A 16,559-nucleotide genomic window follows, 5' to 3' on the forward strand; every position below is an offset into this window, starting at 1 on the left:
GCCGGTAACACTGGGGCCGGAGGCGGTGGCCTGTCAAGAGGTGCCGCGAGAACGAGGAGCACCAGATGGCTCAGGCCACACGCACGACATGGTCGGCGACAAGGAGGTCCCGGCCGACGCCTACTACGGCGTGCACACCGTGCGTGCCGTGGAGAACTTCGCGATCACCGGGTCGACCATCGCCCAGTTCCCCGACCTGATCGCGGCACTGGCCGCGGTCAAGCAGGCCGCCTCGCAGGCCAACCGTGAACTCGGCCTGCTGCCCCCGGACATCGCCGGGGCGATCATCCGCGCGTGCGAGGAGATCCGCGAAGGGCAGCTGCACCAGCAGTTCGTCGTCGACCCGTCCAGGGCGGTGCCGGCACCTCGACGAACATGAACGCCAACGAAGTCATCGCCAACCGGGCTCTGGAGATGCTCGGCCACCCCCGCGGCTTCTACGACGTGATCCACCCCCTGGACCACATCAACCTCGGCCAGAGCACCAACGACGTCTACCCCACCGCCGTACGCCTCACCCTGGTCACCTCACTGCGCCGGCTCGGCGACTCGCTGGGGGCACTGGCCACGGCGTTCACCGAGAAGGCGGCCGAGTTCAGCGACGTACTGAAGATGGGCCGCACTCAGCTCCAGGACGCCGTACCCATGACGCTGGGCCAGGAGTTCACGTCGTACGCCGTCATGATCGAGGAAGACCGCCAACGCCTCGTCGAAGCCGCGGCCCTGCTGTTGGAGTCCAATCTCGGCGGCACAGCGATCGGTACGGGCATCAACGGCCACCCCCGCTACGGCGAACTCGCCTGTGCATACCTCGCCGACATCAGCAGTGAAGGCGTCCGCCCCGCGCACGACTTCATCGAGGCCACCCAGGACTGCGGGGCCTTCGTCCAGCTCTCCGGCGTCCTCAAGCGGGTCGCCGTGAAGCTCTCCAAAACCTGCAACGACCTGCGCCTGACCTCCTCCGACCCCACCGCCGGGCTCGGCGAGATCAACCTGCCGCCGGTGCAGGCCGGTTCGAGCATCATGCCCGGCAAGGTCAACCCAGTGATCCCCGAGGTCGTCAACCAGGTCGCCTTCGAGGTCATCGGCAACGACCTGACCGTCACCATGGCCGCCGAAGCCGGACAGCTCCAGCTCAACGCCTTCGAACCCGTCATCGCCTACAGCCTGCTGCGCTCCCTGACCCACCTGCGCGCCGCGTGCGACACCCTCGCAACCCGCTGCGTCCCCGGCATCACCGCCAACCGCGAACACCTGCACGACAGCGTCCACCGCTCCATCGGACTGGTCACCGCACTCGCCCCGCACATCGGCTACGCAGCCTCCACCACCCTCGCCCACCAGGCCCTGGCCACCGGCCGCCCCGTCAAGGACCTCGCCGCCGAGGCCGGCCTCCTCACCGCCGACCAACTGGACACGCTCCTGCGGCCGGAGAACCTCACCGGGCATTCCGCCCGGCCCTCTGCGACGGCCGCTCCGTGACATATGCAGTCACCACAGCCCTCCGACGCGCTGGGACTCCAGGCATTCGGCACGCGGTGGCGACACCGCAGACACGGGCCTCGTCTGCTCCACGGCTCCGTGCCCACAGCATGCCCGCAAGAGCAGACAACCACGCTCAACAGGAGTCCGCTCCGACCGGGACAACCACGCCAGTTCAGATGTCACCCGATCGTGCAGCAGACCCCTTCCCCACGACCGGACCAACGAGCAGGCAAGCCGACAGTCACATGATCAAACGCTTTTGTTAGGGTGCGTTTCAGAAGTGATCTTCTGAGGTCCTAATGAGTGTTGCGTTCGGCGGCGGCATGCCACCAGCCGGGCGGGGATGGGCCGATGACTTTGGCGGTGGGTTGGTCGGGATGCAGTCCGAGCCGCCGTAGTGCGTCGGCCCGAGTGCGGATGTCGAACCAGCCGTGCCAGTGGCCGTCAGGACCGATGCCGCAGGCAAGTCCCCAGCGGATTTCGTCCTGTTCAAAGGGCATCCAGTCGATACCGCGGTCGCGCAGTCAAACGCGCGCGGCCGCCATCGGCCGGAGGCAGCCGGGCAGGTTTTCGTAGGCTGCGATGGTGATCCAGTCTGCGCTCGGCGTGTCCATGGAATCCATGATGCCGGGCGGTCACCTGTGCGTCACAACCATTCGTTGATGGCTGCGACCAGCACGGTGGCTTCGTAGCGGACGGCGAGCTTGTCGTATCTCGTGGCGACTGCGCGGTGGCGCTTCAGGCGATTGATGCCGCACTCCACCGCGTGGCGCTCTTTGTAGTCGGCCGTGTCGAATTTCGGCGGCCGGCCACCGTGGGAACCGCGTTTCTTGCGGTTGGCGATCTGGTCGCGCTTCTCCGGGATCGTGCAGCGGATACCGCGCTTGCGCAGGTAGGCGCGGTTCGCGCGGGAGCCGTACGCCTTGTCGGCGCGAACCTTGGCCGGCCGGGTGCGCGGGCGGCCCGGCCCGAGCCTGGGCACCCGGATCCGCTCCAGGACCACCTGGAACTGCGGGGAGTCGCCGCGCTGCCCGGCCGTGATGACCAGCGACATCGGCTTCTGGGCCTGCTCGACCGCCAGATGGAGCTTGGTCGTCAGCCCGCCCCGGGAGCGTCCGAGGCCGTGGTCGTCGGGCTCGGTGAAGACGCCTCCTGGCGGCTCGACCTGCAGCTCCCCTTTTTGCGGGCACCGGCCGCGTGCTGGTGGGCGCGGGCGATGGTCGAGTCCACCGAGACGTCCCAGGTGATCAGTCCCTCGGCGTCGGCCCGGGCCTGCAGTCGCTCGAAGATGCGGTGCCAGGTGCCGTCGCGCTGCCAACGCCGGAAGAGGCCGTAGACCGTCTCCCACGGGCCGTACCGCTCGGGCACGTCCCGCCAGGGAGCACCAGCGCGAGTGCGCCAGCGTATGCCGTCTATCAACTGCCGCTTGGTGTGCACCGGTAGCCGTCCAGGCTTCTTCCCGAGCGGGAGCAGCGGCTCCAGTTTCGCCCACTGCGCACTCGTCAGGTCATGCCTCGCCATGAAGTGGATCTTGCCACATCAAGATCCACTTCTGAAACACGCCCTAGCAGGCTGGCCTGCGCGCAGGGGCACCGCCGTGGGACCTTTCGTCTCCTTGGCCGACCCACCGCTGTACGAGCAGGTCTGCGCCCCGGACACTAAAGGCGCACACCTATCCGGGGGGGACAGCGTGCAGCCGCAGCAGCCGTTACCGCAGCAGCTCCTCGACGCCTACAGCGACTTCCTCGGATGGCGTGAACGCGTCTTCTCCTGCTTCAGCGGTGGCGACACCATCACGGCCGGGGACTCTCATCTCGCCGCCGCCCAGGGGCTGGTGGCCAGCGCCCACGCCCTGACCACACTCCTGGAGCGGCACGCCGGCGCCGGGGACGAGGACCGGCCACCGTTTTGCCCTTCGCAACAGATCAGCAGCGCCCTGTGGATAGCCGTTCCGGCGCTCCTCGTGCGCACCGGCTACACCACTCCCCCGCCGCCCACCTTCGAAGGACTCCTCAACCAGATCACCCGGGCCACCATGCACCTCCACCGCGCGCGCGAGCATCCCGGCAGTCTGCGCCAGGCCGCGGACGCACTCGCCGTCATCGGCGAACGCGTGCAGGCCGCCGCCCGCTCAGACCCGCCCTCACCGGCCACGGCACACCTGTGGCAGCGCGCCCTTCGCGGCGTCTGGCGCATGTCACGCGCGCTGCTGCCCTTCGTCACCGCCGCAACTGCGGTCGCCTGCGCGCCCCTCCTCGTGCCCACCGCCGCAGCAGGCGTCCTCACGGCCATCGCCTCACCACTGACCGGTGTCCTCCTGCCCACCCCCGAAGCCCTCCTCAACGCCTTCAAGACACCACCCGCACCGGCCACCCCCCACACCCAGCTGCTGACCACGGCCGCCACGACAGCCCTGCAAGAAGCCCGGCAGCTCCTGCGGGACAACCAGCACCAGCAGGCCGACTGGGCCTGCCAGGCAGCCGAACACCACCTCGACGCCCTCCTCCTCGAACCCACCGACACAGACGTCAGCGACCTCGCAGCCGGCGTCATCCAGCTGCGCCAAGCCCTCTGCCCAGATCCACCACCCCTCGCCAACCCCCCACAACCCACCACCCGTTCACACCAGGCACGCAGACGCCCCCGCCCACCGGCGACCGGCCTGTGACCGAAGGAACCCAGCACGCCACCAACCCGCTCACAGCAAGGCCTCACCACCCCGCCACGCCCTCAAGGCCGCTGGCCCGGTGCCGGCCCCAGCATGCAAAGCCGGCCGCGACTCCTTCATAAGTCCTCGGCCACTGCGATGTGCCGGATCGTCGTTGTCCGCGACATCACGGCACAGGGTGGTCGGGCGCCGCTGACTCCCTTCGTTTGGCGAGTATCCGCGGGAGAAGCTCAGGCTCACCGGTAGTCGGGGTTGGGCGCGTCGAAGCGGCAGCCCGCGTCCCACTCCGAGCGTTGGTTGCCGTGGGCGGGGAAGCCCTTGGCGCGCTTAAGCATGGCCGCCAGGTGCATCAGGTTCCAGGTCATGAAGGTGGTGTTGCGGTTGGTGAAGTCGTTCTCCGGGCCGCCCGAGCCGGGGTCCAGGTAGGAGGGGCCGGGGCCCGCCGGGCCGATCCAGCCGGCGTCTGCCTGCGGCGGGATCGTGTAGCCGAGGTGCTGGAGGCTGTAGAGGATGTTCATCGCGCAGTGCTTCACGCCGTCCTCGTTGCCGGTGATCAGACAGCCGCCGACACGGCCGTAATAAGCGTACTGGCCTTCGGGGTTGAGCCGTCCGGAGCAGCTGTAGAGCCGCTCGATGACGTGCTTGGTGACCGAGCTGTTGTCGCCGAGCCAGATCGGTCCGGCGAGCACCAGGATGTCCGCGGCCATGACGCGTTCGTACAGTGCGGGCCACTCGTCCCTGGCGAAGCCGTGCTCGGTCATGTCCGGAAATACGCCCGGGGCGATGTCGTGGTCGACGGCCCGGATCTCGGACGTGGTGACGCCGCGCGACATCATGGTCTCCGCGCTCTTGTCGATCAGGCCCTGGGTGTGGCTGAGCTGCGGAGAGGGCTTGAGCGTGCAGTTGATGAACACGGCGGTGAGGTCGTCGAAGCGGTACGCGTCGTCGGGGTTCGCAGCGGTCACGGCGGGCTCCTTCACGTCAGACGGCAGGCCGTCCCGGAACGGGGACGGGTCCAGCCGCAGCTTCTCGCGTGGATCTCCGTTTGTCGCGCTTTGTCCCTCATACGTCATCAATTCGACCGATCTCGCATGTTCCCGGATATCAGGAATCCTGGCCCCGCGCCGATCGTCTCGTGGTAGCGGCCCATGGCGCGCTCCCCCACTCGTTCGGGCGCGGCAGAGTCCCCCGCCGCTCCGTCCTGTCGAGCACCGTGGACTCGATGTGACCGCCGCGGGACTCAGCGGTTGTCGCTGACGCCGACGACAGCGTCAAGGGCGTCTCATGTGCGATGCGATGTGGGCGAGCATCGCGTCGAGGGCCACTTCCAACGGCCGGACCTGGCGCTGCAGTTGGGTGAGGAGGAGGCCGCCCTGGAGTGCGGCGAGGGTGGCGAGGGCGAGTTCTTCGGGATCGCCGTCGAGGTCGCCGCGGTCATGCACGGCCTGCAGGCCGGAGCGGATGGCGGCCTCCCAGCGCAGGAAGCCGGTGGCCGCGGCAAGCCGGGCCTCCGGGTTTGTCTGCGCGACCTCGCTGCCGAGGGAGCCGATCGGGCAGCCGCCGCGGCACTGCAGGCGCAGCTGGTATTCGACGAGGGCGTCCCGCCAGCGTCGTAGGCCCTCGAGGGTGTCCAGGTCGGCAAAGAGGGACTGCTGCCGGTCCAGCACGGCCTCGGTCTGGTGCTCGATCACTGCCAGCAGCAGTGCCTGCTTGTCCGCGAAGTAGTGGTAGATCTGCGAGCCGCTGACGCCGGCCGCGGACCGTACGTCTTCGAGGGTCGCCTCGGTCACGCCGCGCTCGTACATGAGCTGCGCGGCCGCCGCGACGATCCGGTGTCGAGTCTCCTGGCCCTTGCGGGTCAGTTTCCGCTCGGGCCGTCCTGTCTCCGCCAGGGTCCCCATGGTCGTACAGGCTCACAGTTTTTGGATTGGACAACCCATTTTTCGTAGCCATTGTGGGTCGCGCATCCCATTCCACGGGCACAACCTCTGGAAAGACCCAGGCATGGAACTCAGCAACAAGTGCGCCCTCGTCACCGGCGCGACTGGTGGCATCGGCAGCGAGACGGCCCGGCTGCTGGCCGCGCAGGGCGCCGAAATCGTCGTCTCCGGCCGCGACGCCGGGCGCGGCGCGGCGACCTGCGGTCGATCACGGACGCCGGGGGGCGGGCCCGATTCGTCGCGGCCGACCTCACGGACCTGGCGTCGCTCCGGCGCCTGGCCGAGGCGGCAGGTGACGTGAACGTCCTGGTCAACAACGCGGCGATCTTCCCCGGCGCGCCGACCGTGGAGCAGGACGTCGACACCTTGGACACCGCTCTCGCGGCCAACATCCGCGCGCCGTACTTCCTCACCGCGGCCCTGGCCCCCGCCATGGTCGCCAAGGGCGCCGGCAGCATCGTCAACGTCAGCACCATGGCCGCCCGGATCGGCATGCCCGGGCTGTCCGTCTACAGCGCGACCAAGGCGGCCCTGGAGTCACTGACCCGCACGTGGGCGGCCGAGTTCAGCCCGGCCGGGGTCCGCGTGAACGCCGTCGCCCCCGGCCCGACCCGTACCGACACGGTGGGCGAGGAGGGCGCCGAACAGTTCGCCAAGACCACCGTCCTGGGCCGGCTCGCCACACCGCGCGAGATCGCCGAAGTGATCCTCTTCCTGGCCATGGACCGGTCCGCCTACCTCACCGGCGCCACCGTCGCCGCCGACGCCGGCCGAACCGCTGTATAGAGCCCATCGCCGTTGCGGGAGCGGTGGGCCGTCCCAACCGCTCCCGCAACGGCTCAGCCCCAGGCCGTGCGGTGCCGGGCGCGCCTCGTAGACAACACCCCCGACTCCGCTCAGCGGTGCCCGGAGTGTGCTGCCGCCGAGTCGGGAGTGGAACTGGCCGCCGGGAAGCTCCGAGACCGGGCCCGGCGTCCTGTCGGCCCGATCCCAAAACCGTAAGAATCTCGGCCGCTGCGGATCGGGGGACAGAGGCTAGCCTCGAACCCTGAGCGTGGAAATGGGGTGCGGGCGGACATGAATCGGTTGCCGCTCTTCTGTGATGTCGCCGTGGCGCAGCGCATCGAACACGTGGAGGCTCAGCTGATGGCCGCGGCGACCGAGGCCGCCTGCCTGCGCCGGGGAGACGATGGCGGTTTCGTGATGCGGGTGGCCGGCGCAGTCGCCACGTTCGCCGAGGACGGCTCACCCTTCAACAAGATCGCCGGCCTCGGATTCGACGGCGTGCCCGACTCTGCTGTGCTCGACGACGTCGAGCGTGCCTTCGCCGACCGCGGTGCTCCCCTACAGGCCGAGGTGTCCACGTTGGCCGACCCGGCGGTCGGCGCCCTGCTCACGGATCGCGGATACCGGCCGACCTCGTTCGAGAACGTGCTCGGGCTTGCCCTCAACGGCGCGCACGAGCGGGTGGCGCCGCCTGGAATCGAGGTCCGGGTGAGCCGCGACGACGAGTTCGATGCGTGGCTTGATGTCGTGGCCGAGGGTTTCTCTCACCCCGACGACCAGGGGATTCCCACGCACGAGGAGTTCCCGCGTCAGGTACTCGCCAACGCCGAGCGGGACTTCGCCACAGCCGGTGTGGTGCACTACATCGCCCTGTGCGACGGCACCGTCGCCGGGGGCGGCAGCCTCCGATTGTCGGACGGCGTCGCACAGCTCACAGGTGCGGCGACCGCCCCCGCGCACCGCCGACGCGGCGTCCAGACGGCCCTGCTCTCGGCGCGGCTCGCCGACGCCGCTGCCGCCGGCTGCGACATCGCCGTCGTGACCACCCAACCGGGCTCCAAGTCCCAGCAGAATGTACAGCGGCGGGGATTCCACCTGCTGTACACCCGTGCCGTTCTGGTGAAGCAAGTTCCACTGAGTGGAGCCGCGGCGCGCCCTGATGCGTCGGTTGCCGACCATGTGGTCCACACGGTGCGAGGGCCATGGGCCGAAACCCCTGACGGTGTGTGCGTGGTGCAGTACGACGGCTCGCGGGAGAAGCTCAGGCCACTGCTCGAACTGGCCGAGGACTCACCCACGCAACTCGACTCCTACATCGAGGACGGGCGCGTGCTCGTCGCATTGCGCGGAACGGATGCGATCGGTCACCTCCAACTGGTGGCATCCGACCGCGCTGGCACCCTCGAAATCAAGAACATGGCCGTGCGGAAAGACCTTCAGCGCACCGGTGTGGGCAGACGTCTGATGCGCTGTGCGATCGATCTGGTCTGCCGCGAGTCGGGCAGATGCCTGCTGGTCGCCACCGCCGCGGCCGACATCGGCAACCTGCGCTTCTACCAGCGACTGGGATTCCGCATGCAAGCGATCGAACGGAACGCCTTCACCCCCCGCACCGGCTACGAGCCCAGCACCCTCATCGACGGCATCGAACTACGCGACCGGGTCTGGCTCGACCTCCCACTCGATCCTTCTGCGCCCAGCTGCCGCACCCGCCAGGCCGGCACCAGTTGAGCAGCGTGGGCCGACGCCACCCCATGGGTCGCTCAACCGCCCCGTCGGCCGAGCTCAGCCTCAGTCAGGTGCTTCCTTCTGAGTGGCCGTCAGTTGGCCCACGGGCCGCGCATCGGGACAGGAAACCGTCGACGGGAAGCGATACCCCAGTACCGCCGTCAGCCGCCACTGCCGCTGACCTTCCTGTTGTAGCCAAGGGCTTCCTCAATCCAGGACTTGAAGGCTTCCTCCGACTCCGTACCGTAGGTGTCGACCACGATCCAGCCCTTGCTCATCCTGCGGCCGCGCATCTCCGGCCAGTCCGCTCCATCACGCCCGAGCAATTCTTCGACACGCTCGGGATCGCAGCGGACCATGAGCTGTCCATGGGTGTTGGCCGTGGCCATCATCCTGTCGTTGACCATGAACGTGAGGCCGCCGAACATCCCCACCTCGCGGACCTGCGTCTCGCCCGACAGCGCCTCGCGGATGCGGTCTGCCAGGTCCTTGTCGTATGCCATCGTTCGACTGCCTCCCAGTCAGTGGCCACCATCGGAAGATCCGGGACTCCAGTGTTGTCACAATCAGCATCGGGGAGACACCATGACCAGCCCAGCACTGCAGATTGCGCTGGCACATCACCGCGCCTGGACCGGCAAGGACGCCGACTGGCGATGCGCTACATCGCCGACGGCGTCGTAAGCGACGCCCCGGCCGGGCGGCTCAACGGCTCTGCCGCGTACCGGGAAATTCCTGAGCCGTTCGCCGGAGGGTTCCTGATCAAGGCGGAGATGATCGCCGCGTTCAGGGACGGCAGAACGGGTCTGCTCATGTACGACACGGAAACGATCCCGGCGATGAGCGCGCCCACTGCTCAGTGCGTCACGGTCCGCGACAGAAACATCGTCCACAGCCGTTTCGTGTTCGACCGTACGCCCTGCGACGAGTTCCGCCGCCGCCAGGCCAGGGCAAATCTCTGACGAGACAGCGCCAAGCGGATCAGAGGTTCATCGCGTTCCGCCATGGCTGGGAGAAGCTGTCGCCGTCCAGACCCTGATGACCAACCACGCTGAGGCCCGGGCGATCACACGTCAGTCGGGGCCGCTCCATTCGAAGGGGAAATACTTGCTGGACTTGCCGCTGCGCCTCCAGCTGAAGCCGAAGGCGTCGGCCTCGTCGGTGGTGGCCCGGCCCCAGGTGGCCACCTGCCCCGGGCCGACCTCGGCACCGGGGGCGTTGTGGAGCTGGACCCGCGCCCCCTCGGGCGTGGTGGGACCGGTGAGGGCTTCGGCACGGGCGGTGACCCGGCCGGGGATCTCGGCGCGCCACGTCCCCAGGTCATCGTCGACCTCGACGGTGATCGGAGCAACGTCCATGCCGCGCATCTCGGGGCCGAAGACCTCGACGAACTGCTGCGGCCAGCCACCGGCCTCGCCGCCGAAGATCGCGCCGAGCGCGGCACGCTGCTGGTCGTCGGCGCGTTCGTCGACGAAGACGGCGGCATACGGGTCCGTGTGTTCGCCGGTCCACACGTTGCCGGTGAAGGACGCGAGCATCAGGACATTCAGATCGTCGAGCCGGACATCCCCGAACCGTCCCTCGCGTATGTGCCAGGCGAGCACGCCCTCGCAATCGCCCTCGGTGGGGGGCTGGGCGAATGTGCACGGGCACGGTATGGCGCACTTGCAGGTGTCGAACCAGTCGCCGACCACGCGCCAGGGCGGGCTGCTGGCGGTCTGCTCAGCCATCTCGCACCTCCTTTCCCAGGACACGGAGTGGCGTCACTTCCAGGGTGCGCCTCACCGACGGGAAAGCGAAGTGCCCTTCGAGGCGGGAGGGGCTGAGCGGCCCCCGGCACCCACACGAACTGCAACCAGGCCGTCGCCCAGAGAACGCGTCGGCCCGTCGCACGCCGGAATGCCGAGAAAGCCTCAACTGGCGGGTCGCCATGGGTCGCCACCCTGCGCGGTCGTCGACGCACCGGGTCGGCCCGCTCGCTGCCATGAGGGCTGCGTCCCGTGTCCCGGCCCTGCGCTTTTGAAGCCTTCGATTCTGTGCTCTGCTGGAGATGTCTTCGGAATGCTCGCCGCGGCCACCGCAGCGGTGGGTGTCCCTGGGAGGCATGGCATGCCGCATCTCCGGCTCGCCCCGCCGGAGCCCACCCGGCCGGGGGTCCTGCTACCGAGGCGTGATCTGGCACTCGGCTGGTGCCTGCTGACCCTGATCGCCGCTCTGGCGTGGGTGCTCACGGCCACGCAGTCCCGCGGCATGGGGATGGAGCCGGGAACCATGGGCCTGGCGCTTCCGCTCTTCCTCCTCCTGTGGGTGGTCATGATGGCGGCAATGATGCTGCCGTCCCTGGCACCCGTGGCTCTGACCTGGGTGCAGGCGATCAACCGCAGCACCGCGGGCCGCGTACGTGCGCTGCGCCTGACGGAGTTCGTCGGCGGCTATCTGCTGGCCTGGGCCGGGTTCGGGCTGCTCGTGTACGGGGCCCTGGCAGCGACCGGTCACCTGGTCGACGATCACCCCGAGGCCGGACGCTGGATCGGTGCGGGCGCCTTTCTGCTCGCGGGAGTTCAGCAGTTCGGACCGCTGAAGCGGGTCTGTCTGCGGCACTGCCGCAGCCCGATGTTCCAGCTGCTGCGCTACGCGCGGTTCCGGCCGTGGGCGAAGGATCTGCGGGTGGGCGCGCACCACGGGCTCTACTGCGTCGGCTGCTGCTGGGGGCTGATGATCGTGCTGATCCCGCTCGGCGTGATGAATGTGGCGGCGATGGCGGGACTGGCGGCGGTGATCTTCCTGGAGAAGCTGTGGCGAGGCGGCCCCTGGCTCAGCTGGGCAGTGGGTGTCGCCTTCCTCGTGCTGGCCGTGATGGCGCCGTTCCAGGACTGGCTGCTGCCGGGCCTGCAGATGTCGGGTCCGTCGATGGACCAGATGCTGGGTGCGGCACCCTGACCGGCTGTCGCTCATCCCGCCAGGCCATGCCGACGTCCCCGGACGCGTTGGGGAACACCGTTCGTTGCCAGGAGTCCCGTCGGTGGCGCGGGAGGAGACGTCCCCCGCCTCCTCCCGCGCCGGCCCGGTGCGACGAGGCGGCGTCCTGTGCCGCTACCCGCGCCCGGCGGGCGCGCCCTCGGCCGCTTCCCTGGAGAACGTGTACTCGGACACTTCGCCGTACGCGGGCTCGAATGTCAACCCGAACGCCTGCGAGCCGCCGGTGGTGGTGCCGATGGTGAACTCGGGCGCGAATCCGAACATCGCGTTCTTCACCTTCGTCGGTCCTCCGTCGGGCCCGCGCAGCGGCTCGAATGCGAGCTGCGTCCTCCCGTCGACGCTCAGCCGGGGCGCCTCCCCGTCCGTGAGGGCGATGCTCGCCCGCTCCACGCCCAGGTTCTCGCCGAAGAACTGCGAGAGCTCGCCGAACGCGCCGCCCTCATTCCCGGACACGATGCGCTCCAGCGCATCGCCGGCCCCGTCCTCGACGACGAAGCCGACCTTCCAGTTGCCCGCGGTCGGATGAGAGGGGAACTGGTTGTACAGGACGAAGTCCACGCCGGACAGATCCACCTCTTCCAGGTGCCCTTCGGCCACATGGAAAGCGGCACACCCGAGGCATTCCTCGCGCCCTTGAGGGTCGTGCGGCATCGCGTCGACGGCGCACCCGCAGACCGCCGCGCACGAGAAACCAGCCAGGTAGTTGCCCGAAATGGCTGGACGATGACCGTCGCCCGGCAGTGCGGACGGCGCCGGCACCGCAAGCGGCAGGCGGGGAGCGAGCAACCGGCGGGGCGCGGACGCACGACAACCCGCCCACGAGCGTGCCCCTCGTGACGACGCCCCTTGCATCACCGGCTCACTCAGCGGACCGACACTTCAATCCCATGAGCCCCTTCTGGCTCAAGCGTAGGCACGCCGAGGGCCCGCAAGGTATACCCCCTGTGGGTAGGGTCTCCGCCGACAGCAGAAACACCTCGGGAAGGGGTGGGTCCATGGCTGCGATCGGACACGCGTTGTCCATTGCCGGGTCAATGACCTGGGAGGTCACTTGGGCGCTGATCCTCGGCTTCGCGCTCTCCGCCGTCGTACAGGCGGTGGTGCGCCGCTCCACGGTCGTACGGCTGCTCGGCGACGACCGCCCGCGCACGCTCGCCCTGTCCGCCGGGCTCGGCGCCGCCTCGTCCTCCTGCTCCTACGCGGCCGTGGCCCTCGCCCGCTCGCTGTTCCGCAAGGGCGCCGACTTCACCGCGGCGATGGCCTTCGAGATCGCCTCCACCAACCTGGTCATCGAACTCGGCATCATCATGGCCCTGTTGATGGGCTGGCAGTTCACCGCCGCGGAGTTCACCGGCGGGCCGATCATGATCGTCGTACTCGCCGTGCTGTTCCGGCTCTTCCTGCGCCAACAACTCCTCCACACGGCCCGCGAACAGGCCGACCACGGCCTGGCCGGCTCCATGGAAGGCCACGCGGCGATGGACATGTCGGTGGGAGGGACGGGCAGCTTCCTGCGCAGGCTGTTCTCACGGGACGGATTCACGTCCGTGGCGCACATTTTCGTCATGGAGTGGGCCGCGATCCTGCGCGACCTGGTCGCCGGGCTGCTGATCGCGGGCGCGATCGCCGCGTGGGTGCCGGACGACTTCTGGCGCGGCTTCTTCCTGGAGGACCATCCGCTCGCCGCCAAGCTGGTCGGCCCCCTCATCGGACCGCTCGTCGCGATCGCCACCTTCGTGTGCTCCATCGGCAACGTGCCACTTGCGGTCGTGCTCTGGAAGAGCGGCATCAGCTTCGGCGGCGTGATCGCCTTCATCTACGCGGACCTGCTGATCCTGCCGATCCTGAACATCTACCGGAAGTACTACGGCGCCCGGATGGCCGCCTTCCTCCTGGTCACCTTCTTCGCCGCGATGGCGGTCGCCGGGTACGTCGTCGAGTTCCTCTTCGGCGGCCTGGGGCTGATCCCCGACCAGGCCGACGCCACGATCCCGGACGAAGGCATCACCTGGAACTACACGACCTGGCTCAACATCGCCTTCCTCCTGCTGGCCGCGGTGCTGCTCGTACGGTTCTGGCGCACCGGCGGCACCGCCATGCTGCGGATGATGGGCGGGGCACCCGACGGCACTGAACACGAGCACGACGACGCCCGCATGCAGAACGGACACCGCCACTGAAACGTCAATCGCGCGCGGCGGAGTATTTCACCGATGAAAGGCCCCCCGCCCTCCTTGCCCGCGAGTGAAGCCGTAACGAAGGACGACAGTGAGCCGTCGACGCCTGGCTGAACGAACCCGGCACCGCCACTTCCTGCACGCAAGCCGCGTAGGAGTGACCAGAGGCTCGTGCGAGGATGCGGCAGTGACTCCTCCACCCCGTAAACGGGGTGGCTTCTCGCTATGCCGGGTTGGCGTCGCGACGGACCAGCCCGGCCCGTAGAACGTTGGTTGCTCCCACGACGTCGGCGTGCGCCCGGTGGTCGCACGAGATGCAGTGGAACTTCTCCTGTGTGGGCCGGTTCTCCTTCGCGGTGTGCCCGCATTCGGGGCACTGGCGGGAGGTGTTGCGGGGGTCCACGGCGATCACGTCTCGTCCGGCGCTTTCAGCCTTGGCGTGCAGGATCGTCAGGAACACCCCCCAACCGGCGTCAGCGATCGAGCGGTTCAGACCTGTCTTGGCGGCGGCCCCGTTGGGCAGGAACGCGCCCGGCTTGTCGGGGTCGGGCTTCGGTGTGACGGTCTTGCTCATGTTGCGGATCTTGAGGTCTTCGTGCGCGATAAAATCGTGCTCGGCGACCAGGGCGTGCGCGGTCTTGTGTGCGTGGTCGAGGCGCTGACGTCGCACCTTGCCGTGCAGGGCCGCGACGCGCTCTACGGCCCGCTGATGGTTGCGGGTGCGGTCCTTGGCCTTCCGCCGGGGGAAGCGCGACAAGGCTTGCTGTGCGGCCTCCAGCTTGGCGGCAGCCTTGCGGGCGTGGCGCGGGTTGGCGACGTGTACGCCGTTGGACGTGGTCAGGAACGAGGCGATGCCGAGGTCGATGCCGACCACGCTGCCGGTCTTGGGCAGCGGCTCGGGCCGGGGCTGCTCGGCGGTGATGACGACGTACCACCTGCGGCCCTCGCGCTTGACGGACACGGTCTTGACCTTGCCGACCACCGGCCGGTGCTGGTTGACCTTGACGTGCCCGACACCCTGGAGCCGGACGCGGGTGACGGGGTCGTGCGGGGTGGCATCCCAGCGGCAGCCGTCCCCGTCCTTGGGGAAGTCCACCGTGTCGAACCAGTTCACACCCCGAAAGCGCGGGTAGCCCGGCGTATCGCCGGACTTGATCCGGCGGAAGAACGCGGCGAACGCCTTGTCCAGACGGCGAAGTGTCGCCTGCTGGCTGGAGAAGGACCAGCGGCCCTGACGCTCCGGGTCGAAAGCCCGGATGTCCTTGAGCTGTGCGGACTGCTGGCCGTATTTGATGCTCGTCTTCGACGTGTGCCGGTAGGCGTCACGGCGTTCCTGCAAGGCTCCGTTGTAGAGGGAGCAGTGATCGGCCAGCATCACGGCGAGCGCAGCGGCCTGGCCCACGGTGGGCCGCATGAGGAACGTGTACGCACGGATCATCCAGCCCACCCCCTTCCGGTCGAGTCCGTCGATCATACTACGCTTGGTTCATGTCACCGCGCTGGGAACCAAATACCGATATCCGCCGGGGCCGTCACGTCGTCTACAACCTTCATGTCCACTTGGTTTTCGTGACCAAGTACCGGCGTGAGGTCTTCAACGACGAGATGCTGACGCGCTGCGAGGAGATCATGCGGAACGTGTGCACCGACTTCGGCGCGGACCTGACCGAGTTCAACGGGGAGGGCGACCATGTGCACCTGCTGGTGCACTACCCGCCCAAGGTCGCCCTCTCGAACCTGGTCAACTCGCTCAAGGGCGTGTCCTCGCGCTACCTGCGCCAGGAGTTCACCGGCCGCGTCAACCGCTTCATCCTGCACGGCCGGTTCTGGTCTGGCTCCTACTTCGCCGGATCATGTGGCGGGGCTCCGCTGTCGATCGTCCGTCAGTACATCGAGCAGCAAAAACGTCCCTCGTAACCTGCGGGCAGAGCAGTCCTGAGATCGGATTCCCTCCCCGCCTAAAGGCGGGGATTCCCTCCGAAGAGAGGGATGGCCACTGTTTCCCGTGCCCACTCCTTCGACAAGGCCGCCGCGCGGTATGCCGAGAATCGACCCTCCTATCCATCCTCCGTGCTGGACACGATCGAGGAGTTCCTCGCGCGCCCCCTGGCGGGCGCCCGGGTGGCAGATGTCGGCGCGGGGACCGGGATCGCCACCGCCTTGTTGCGGGAGCGTGGCGCCGAAGTACTCGGCATCGAACCAGGCGAGGGTATGGCGGCGCAGTTCCGCGTCGACCACCCGGATCTTGCGATGGTGCGGGCCGACGGCAACGCCCTTCCCCTGCACGACGGTTGTCTCGACCTGATCACGTACGCGCAGGCGTGGCAGTGGACCGACACCAACCGCTCCGTGCCCGAAGCGCTGCGGGTACTGCGGCCGGCCGGCGCGCTCGCGGTGTGGTGGAACACCACCGCCCTCGACGTGTCCTGGATCGCCGCACAGCACGAGCGCATCGCGCACTTCAGCGGTGTGGAGGCACATGCTCGAACCCGCCCCGACGACGCGGATGCCATCAGACTGGCCGGCTTCGCCGGACTGCGCGCGGTACGTCGCCAGTTGCCGTGGAGCCGGACCGTGCCCCTGGACACACATCTCGCGAACATCGGCAGTCGATCGGCGCTTCTCGTACTTGGCGAGGACCGCGTTCGTCGCTTCCGCGCCTATCCCCCATACCTGCACGGTTGTCGAGCCCTTTCGCAGCGCGGCGGCAGGGCGCTGAGCGAGCTATGCCGGGCCTGCATCGCGCCCGGCAGTCAGGTCGTCCGAACTTCACTCGAAGCAACCGACCGCCTCGAG

14 protein-coding genes and 3 pseudogenes are annotated in these 16,559 nt (G+C 68.6%); 9 read left to right on the forward strand and 8 right to left on the reverse strand.

Going from position 1 to position 16,559, the window contains the following annotated elements; genetic code table 11:
• The first annotated feature begins 88 nt into the window (after positions 1–88).
• Positions 89–1,482 (forward strand): annotated as a pseudogene (locus tag OG303_RS00430) (aspartate ammonia-lyase).
• A 299-nt stretch (positions 1,483–1,781) separates the two neighbouring features.
• Here the strand turns inward: OG303_RS00430 and OG303_RS00435 are convergent.
• Together OG303_RS00435 and OG303_RS00440 are read right to left on the reverse strand one after the other, a co-directional pair.
• On the reverse strand, positions 1,782–1,985 hold the full coding sequence (locus OG303_RS00435; protein ID WP_405863562.1) for a hypothetical protein: 204 nt from the start codon (positions 1,983–1,985) through the stop codon (positions 1,782–1,784).
• Positions 1,986–2,131: 146 nt separating this feature from the next.
• A protein-coding gene (locus OG303_RS00440) for an IS5 family transposase (RefSeq protein WP_405863564.1) occupies positions 2,132–3,006 on the reverse strand; the annotation gives its coding sequence in 2 pieces (ribosomal slippage) (positions 2,132–2,614 and positions 2,617–3,006; 873 coding nt in all).
• Positions 3,007–3,175: 169 nt separating this feature from the next.
• Here OG303_RS00440 and OG303_RS00445 point away from each other — a divergent pair.
• Positions 3,176–4,153, forward strand: a complete 978-nt coding sequence (locus OG303_RS00445) for a hypothetical protein (protein ID WP_405863566.1) — start codon at positions 3,176–3,178, stop codon at positions 4,151–4,153.
• 236 nt (positions 4,154–4,389) lie between these two features.
• Here the strand turns inward: OG303_RS00445 and OG303_RS00450 are convergent, their stop codons facing one another.
• The gene (locus OG303_RS00450; protein ID WP_405863568.1) at positions 4,390–5,118 is read right to left on the reverse strand and encodes a flavodoxin family protein; all 729 of its coding nucleotides are present in this window, start codon (positions 5,116–5,118) and stop codon (positions 4,390–4,392) included.
• 306 nt (positions 5,119–5,424) lie between these two features.
• Complete coding sequence (locus OG303_RS00455; RefSeq protein ID WP_405863570.1) at positions 5,425–6,054, reverse strand: TetR/AcrR family transcriptional regulator; 630 nt, start codon at positions 6,052–6,054, stop codon at positions 5,425–5,427.
• A 103-nt stretch (positions 6,055–6,157) separates the two neighbouring features.
• Between OG303_RS00455 and OG303_RS00460 the strand changes: the two are divergent.
• Both OG303_RS00460 and OG303_RS00465 read left to right on the forward strand, forming a co-directional pair.
• Positions 6,158–6,879, forward strand: a pseudogene (locus tag OG303_RS00460) (SDR family NAD(P)-dependent oxidoreductase).
• Between the two features lie 324 nt (positions 6,880–7,203).
• Entirely contained in the window at positions 7,204–8,610 is a 1,407-nt protein-coding gene (locus OG303_RS00465; protein ID WP_405863572.1) for a GNAT family N-acetyltransferase, read from the forward strand.
• Positions 8,611–8,768: 158 nt separating this feature from the next.
• On the opposite strand, the gene OG303_RS00470 is transcribed toward OG303_RS00465, so the two are convergent.
• Positions 8,769–9,110, reverse strand: coding sequence for a TfoX/Sxy family protein (locus OG303_RS00470; RefSeq protein ID WP_405863574.1), 342 nt, complete (start codon positions 9,108–9,110; stop codon positions 8,769–8,771).
• 153 nt (positions 9,111–9,263) lie between these two features.
• On the opposite strand from OG303_RS00470, the gene OG303_RS00475 reads away from it, so the two are divergent.
• The gene (locus tag OG303_RS00475) at positions 9,264–9,569 is read left to right on the forward strand and encodes a hypothetical protein (protein WP_405863576.1); all 306 of its coding nucleotides are present in this window, start codon (positions 9,264–9,266) and stop codon (positions 9,567–9,569) included.
• A 111-nt stretch (positions 9,570–9,680) separates the two neighbouring features.
• On the opposite strand, the gene OG303_RS00480 is transcribed toward OG303_RS00475, so the two are convergent.
• A complete protein-coding gene (locus OG303_RS00480; RefSeq protein WP_405863578.1) occupies positions 9,681–10,337 on the reverse strand; it encodes a DUF1326 domain-containing protein in 657 nt (218 codons plus the stop codon).
• Between the two features lie 379 nt (positions 10,338–10,716).
• Here OG303_RS00480 and OG303_RS00485 point away from each other — a divergent pair, with 379 nt between their 5' ends.
• Positions 10,717–11,547 carry a DUF2182 domain-containing protein gene (locus OG303_RS00485; protein ID WP_405863579.1) on the forward strand — a complete coding sequence of 277 codons (831 nt, stop codon included), beginning with the start codon at positions 10,717–10,719 and terminating at the stop codon, positions 11,545–11,547.
• 153 nt (positions 11,548–11,700) lie between these two features.
• On the opposite strand, the gene OG303_RS00490 is transcribed toward OG303_RS00485, so the two are convergent.
• A complete protein-coding gene (locus tag OG303_RS00490) occupies positions 11,701–12,438 on the reverse strand; it encodes a DUF1326 domain-containing protein (RefSeq protein WP_405863581.1) in 738 nt (245 codons plus the stop codon).
• Positions 12,439–12,581: 143 nt separating this feature from the next.
• Between OG303_RS00490 and OG303_RS00495 the strand changes: the two genes are divergently transcribed.
• Complete coding sequence (locus tag OG303_RS00495) at positions 12,582–13,766, forward strand: permease (RefSeq protein ID WP_405863583.1); 1,185 nt, start codon at positions 12,582–12,584, stop codon at positions 13,764–13,766.
• Between the two features lie 220 nt (positions 13,767–13,986).
• Here OG303_RS00495 and OG303_RS00500 read toward each other — a convergent pair whose 3' ends face one another.
• Positions 13,987–15,201, reverse strand: coding sequence for an RNA-guided endonuclease InsQ/TnpB family protein (locus OG303_RS00500; protein WP_405877019.1), 1,215 nt, complete (start codon positions 15,199–15,201; stop codon positions 13,987–13,989).
• 50 nt (positions 15,202–15,251) lie between these two features.
• Between OG303_RS00500 and tnpA the strand changes: the two genes are divergently transcribed.
• Positions 15,252–15,680: an IS200/IS605 family transposase gene (gene tnpA / locus OG303_RS00505; RefSeq protein ID WP_405863585.1), complete on the forward strand. Its 429-nt coding sequence runs from the start codon at positions 15,252–15,254 to the stop codon at positions 15,678–15,680.
• Between the two features lie 72 nt (positions 15,681–15,752).
• A pseudogene (locus OG303_RS00510) lies at positions 15,753–16,418 on the forward strand (class I SAM-dependent methyltransferase); the annotation flags it as partial.
• Positions 16,419–16,559 lie beyond the last annotated feature (141 nt).

This window comes from Streptomyces sp. NBC_00005 (assembly GCF_045160215.1).
GTDB lineage: Bacteria > Actinomycetota > Actinomycetes > Streptomycetales > Streptomycetaceae > Streptomyces.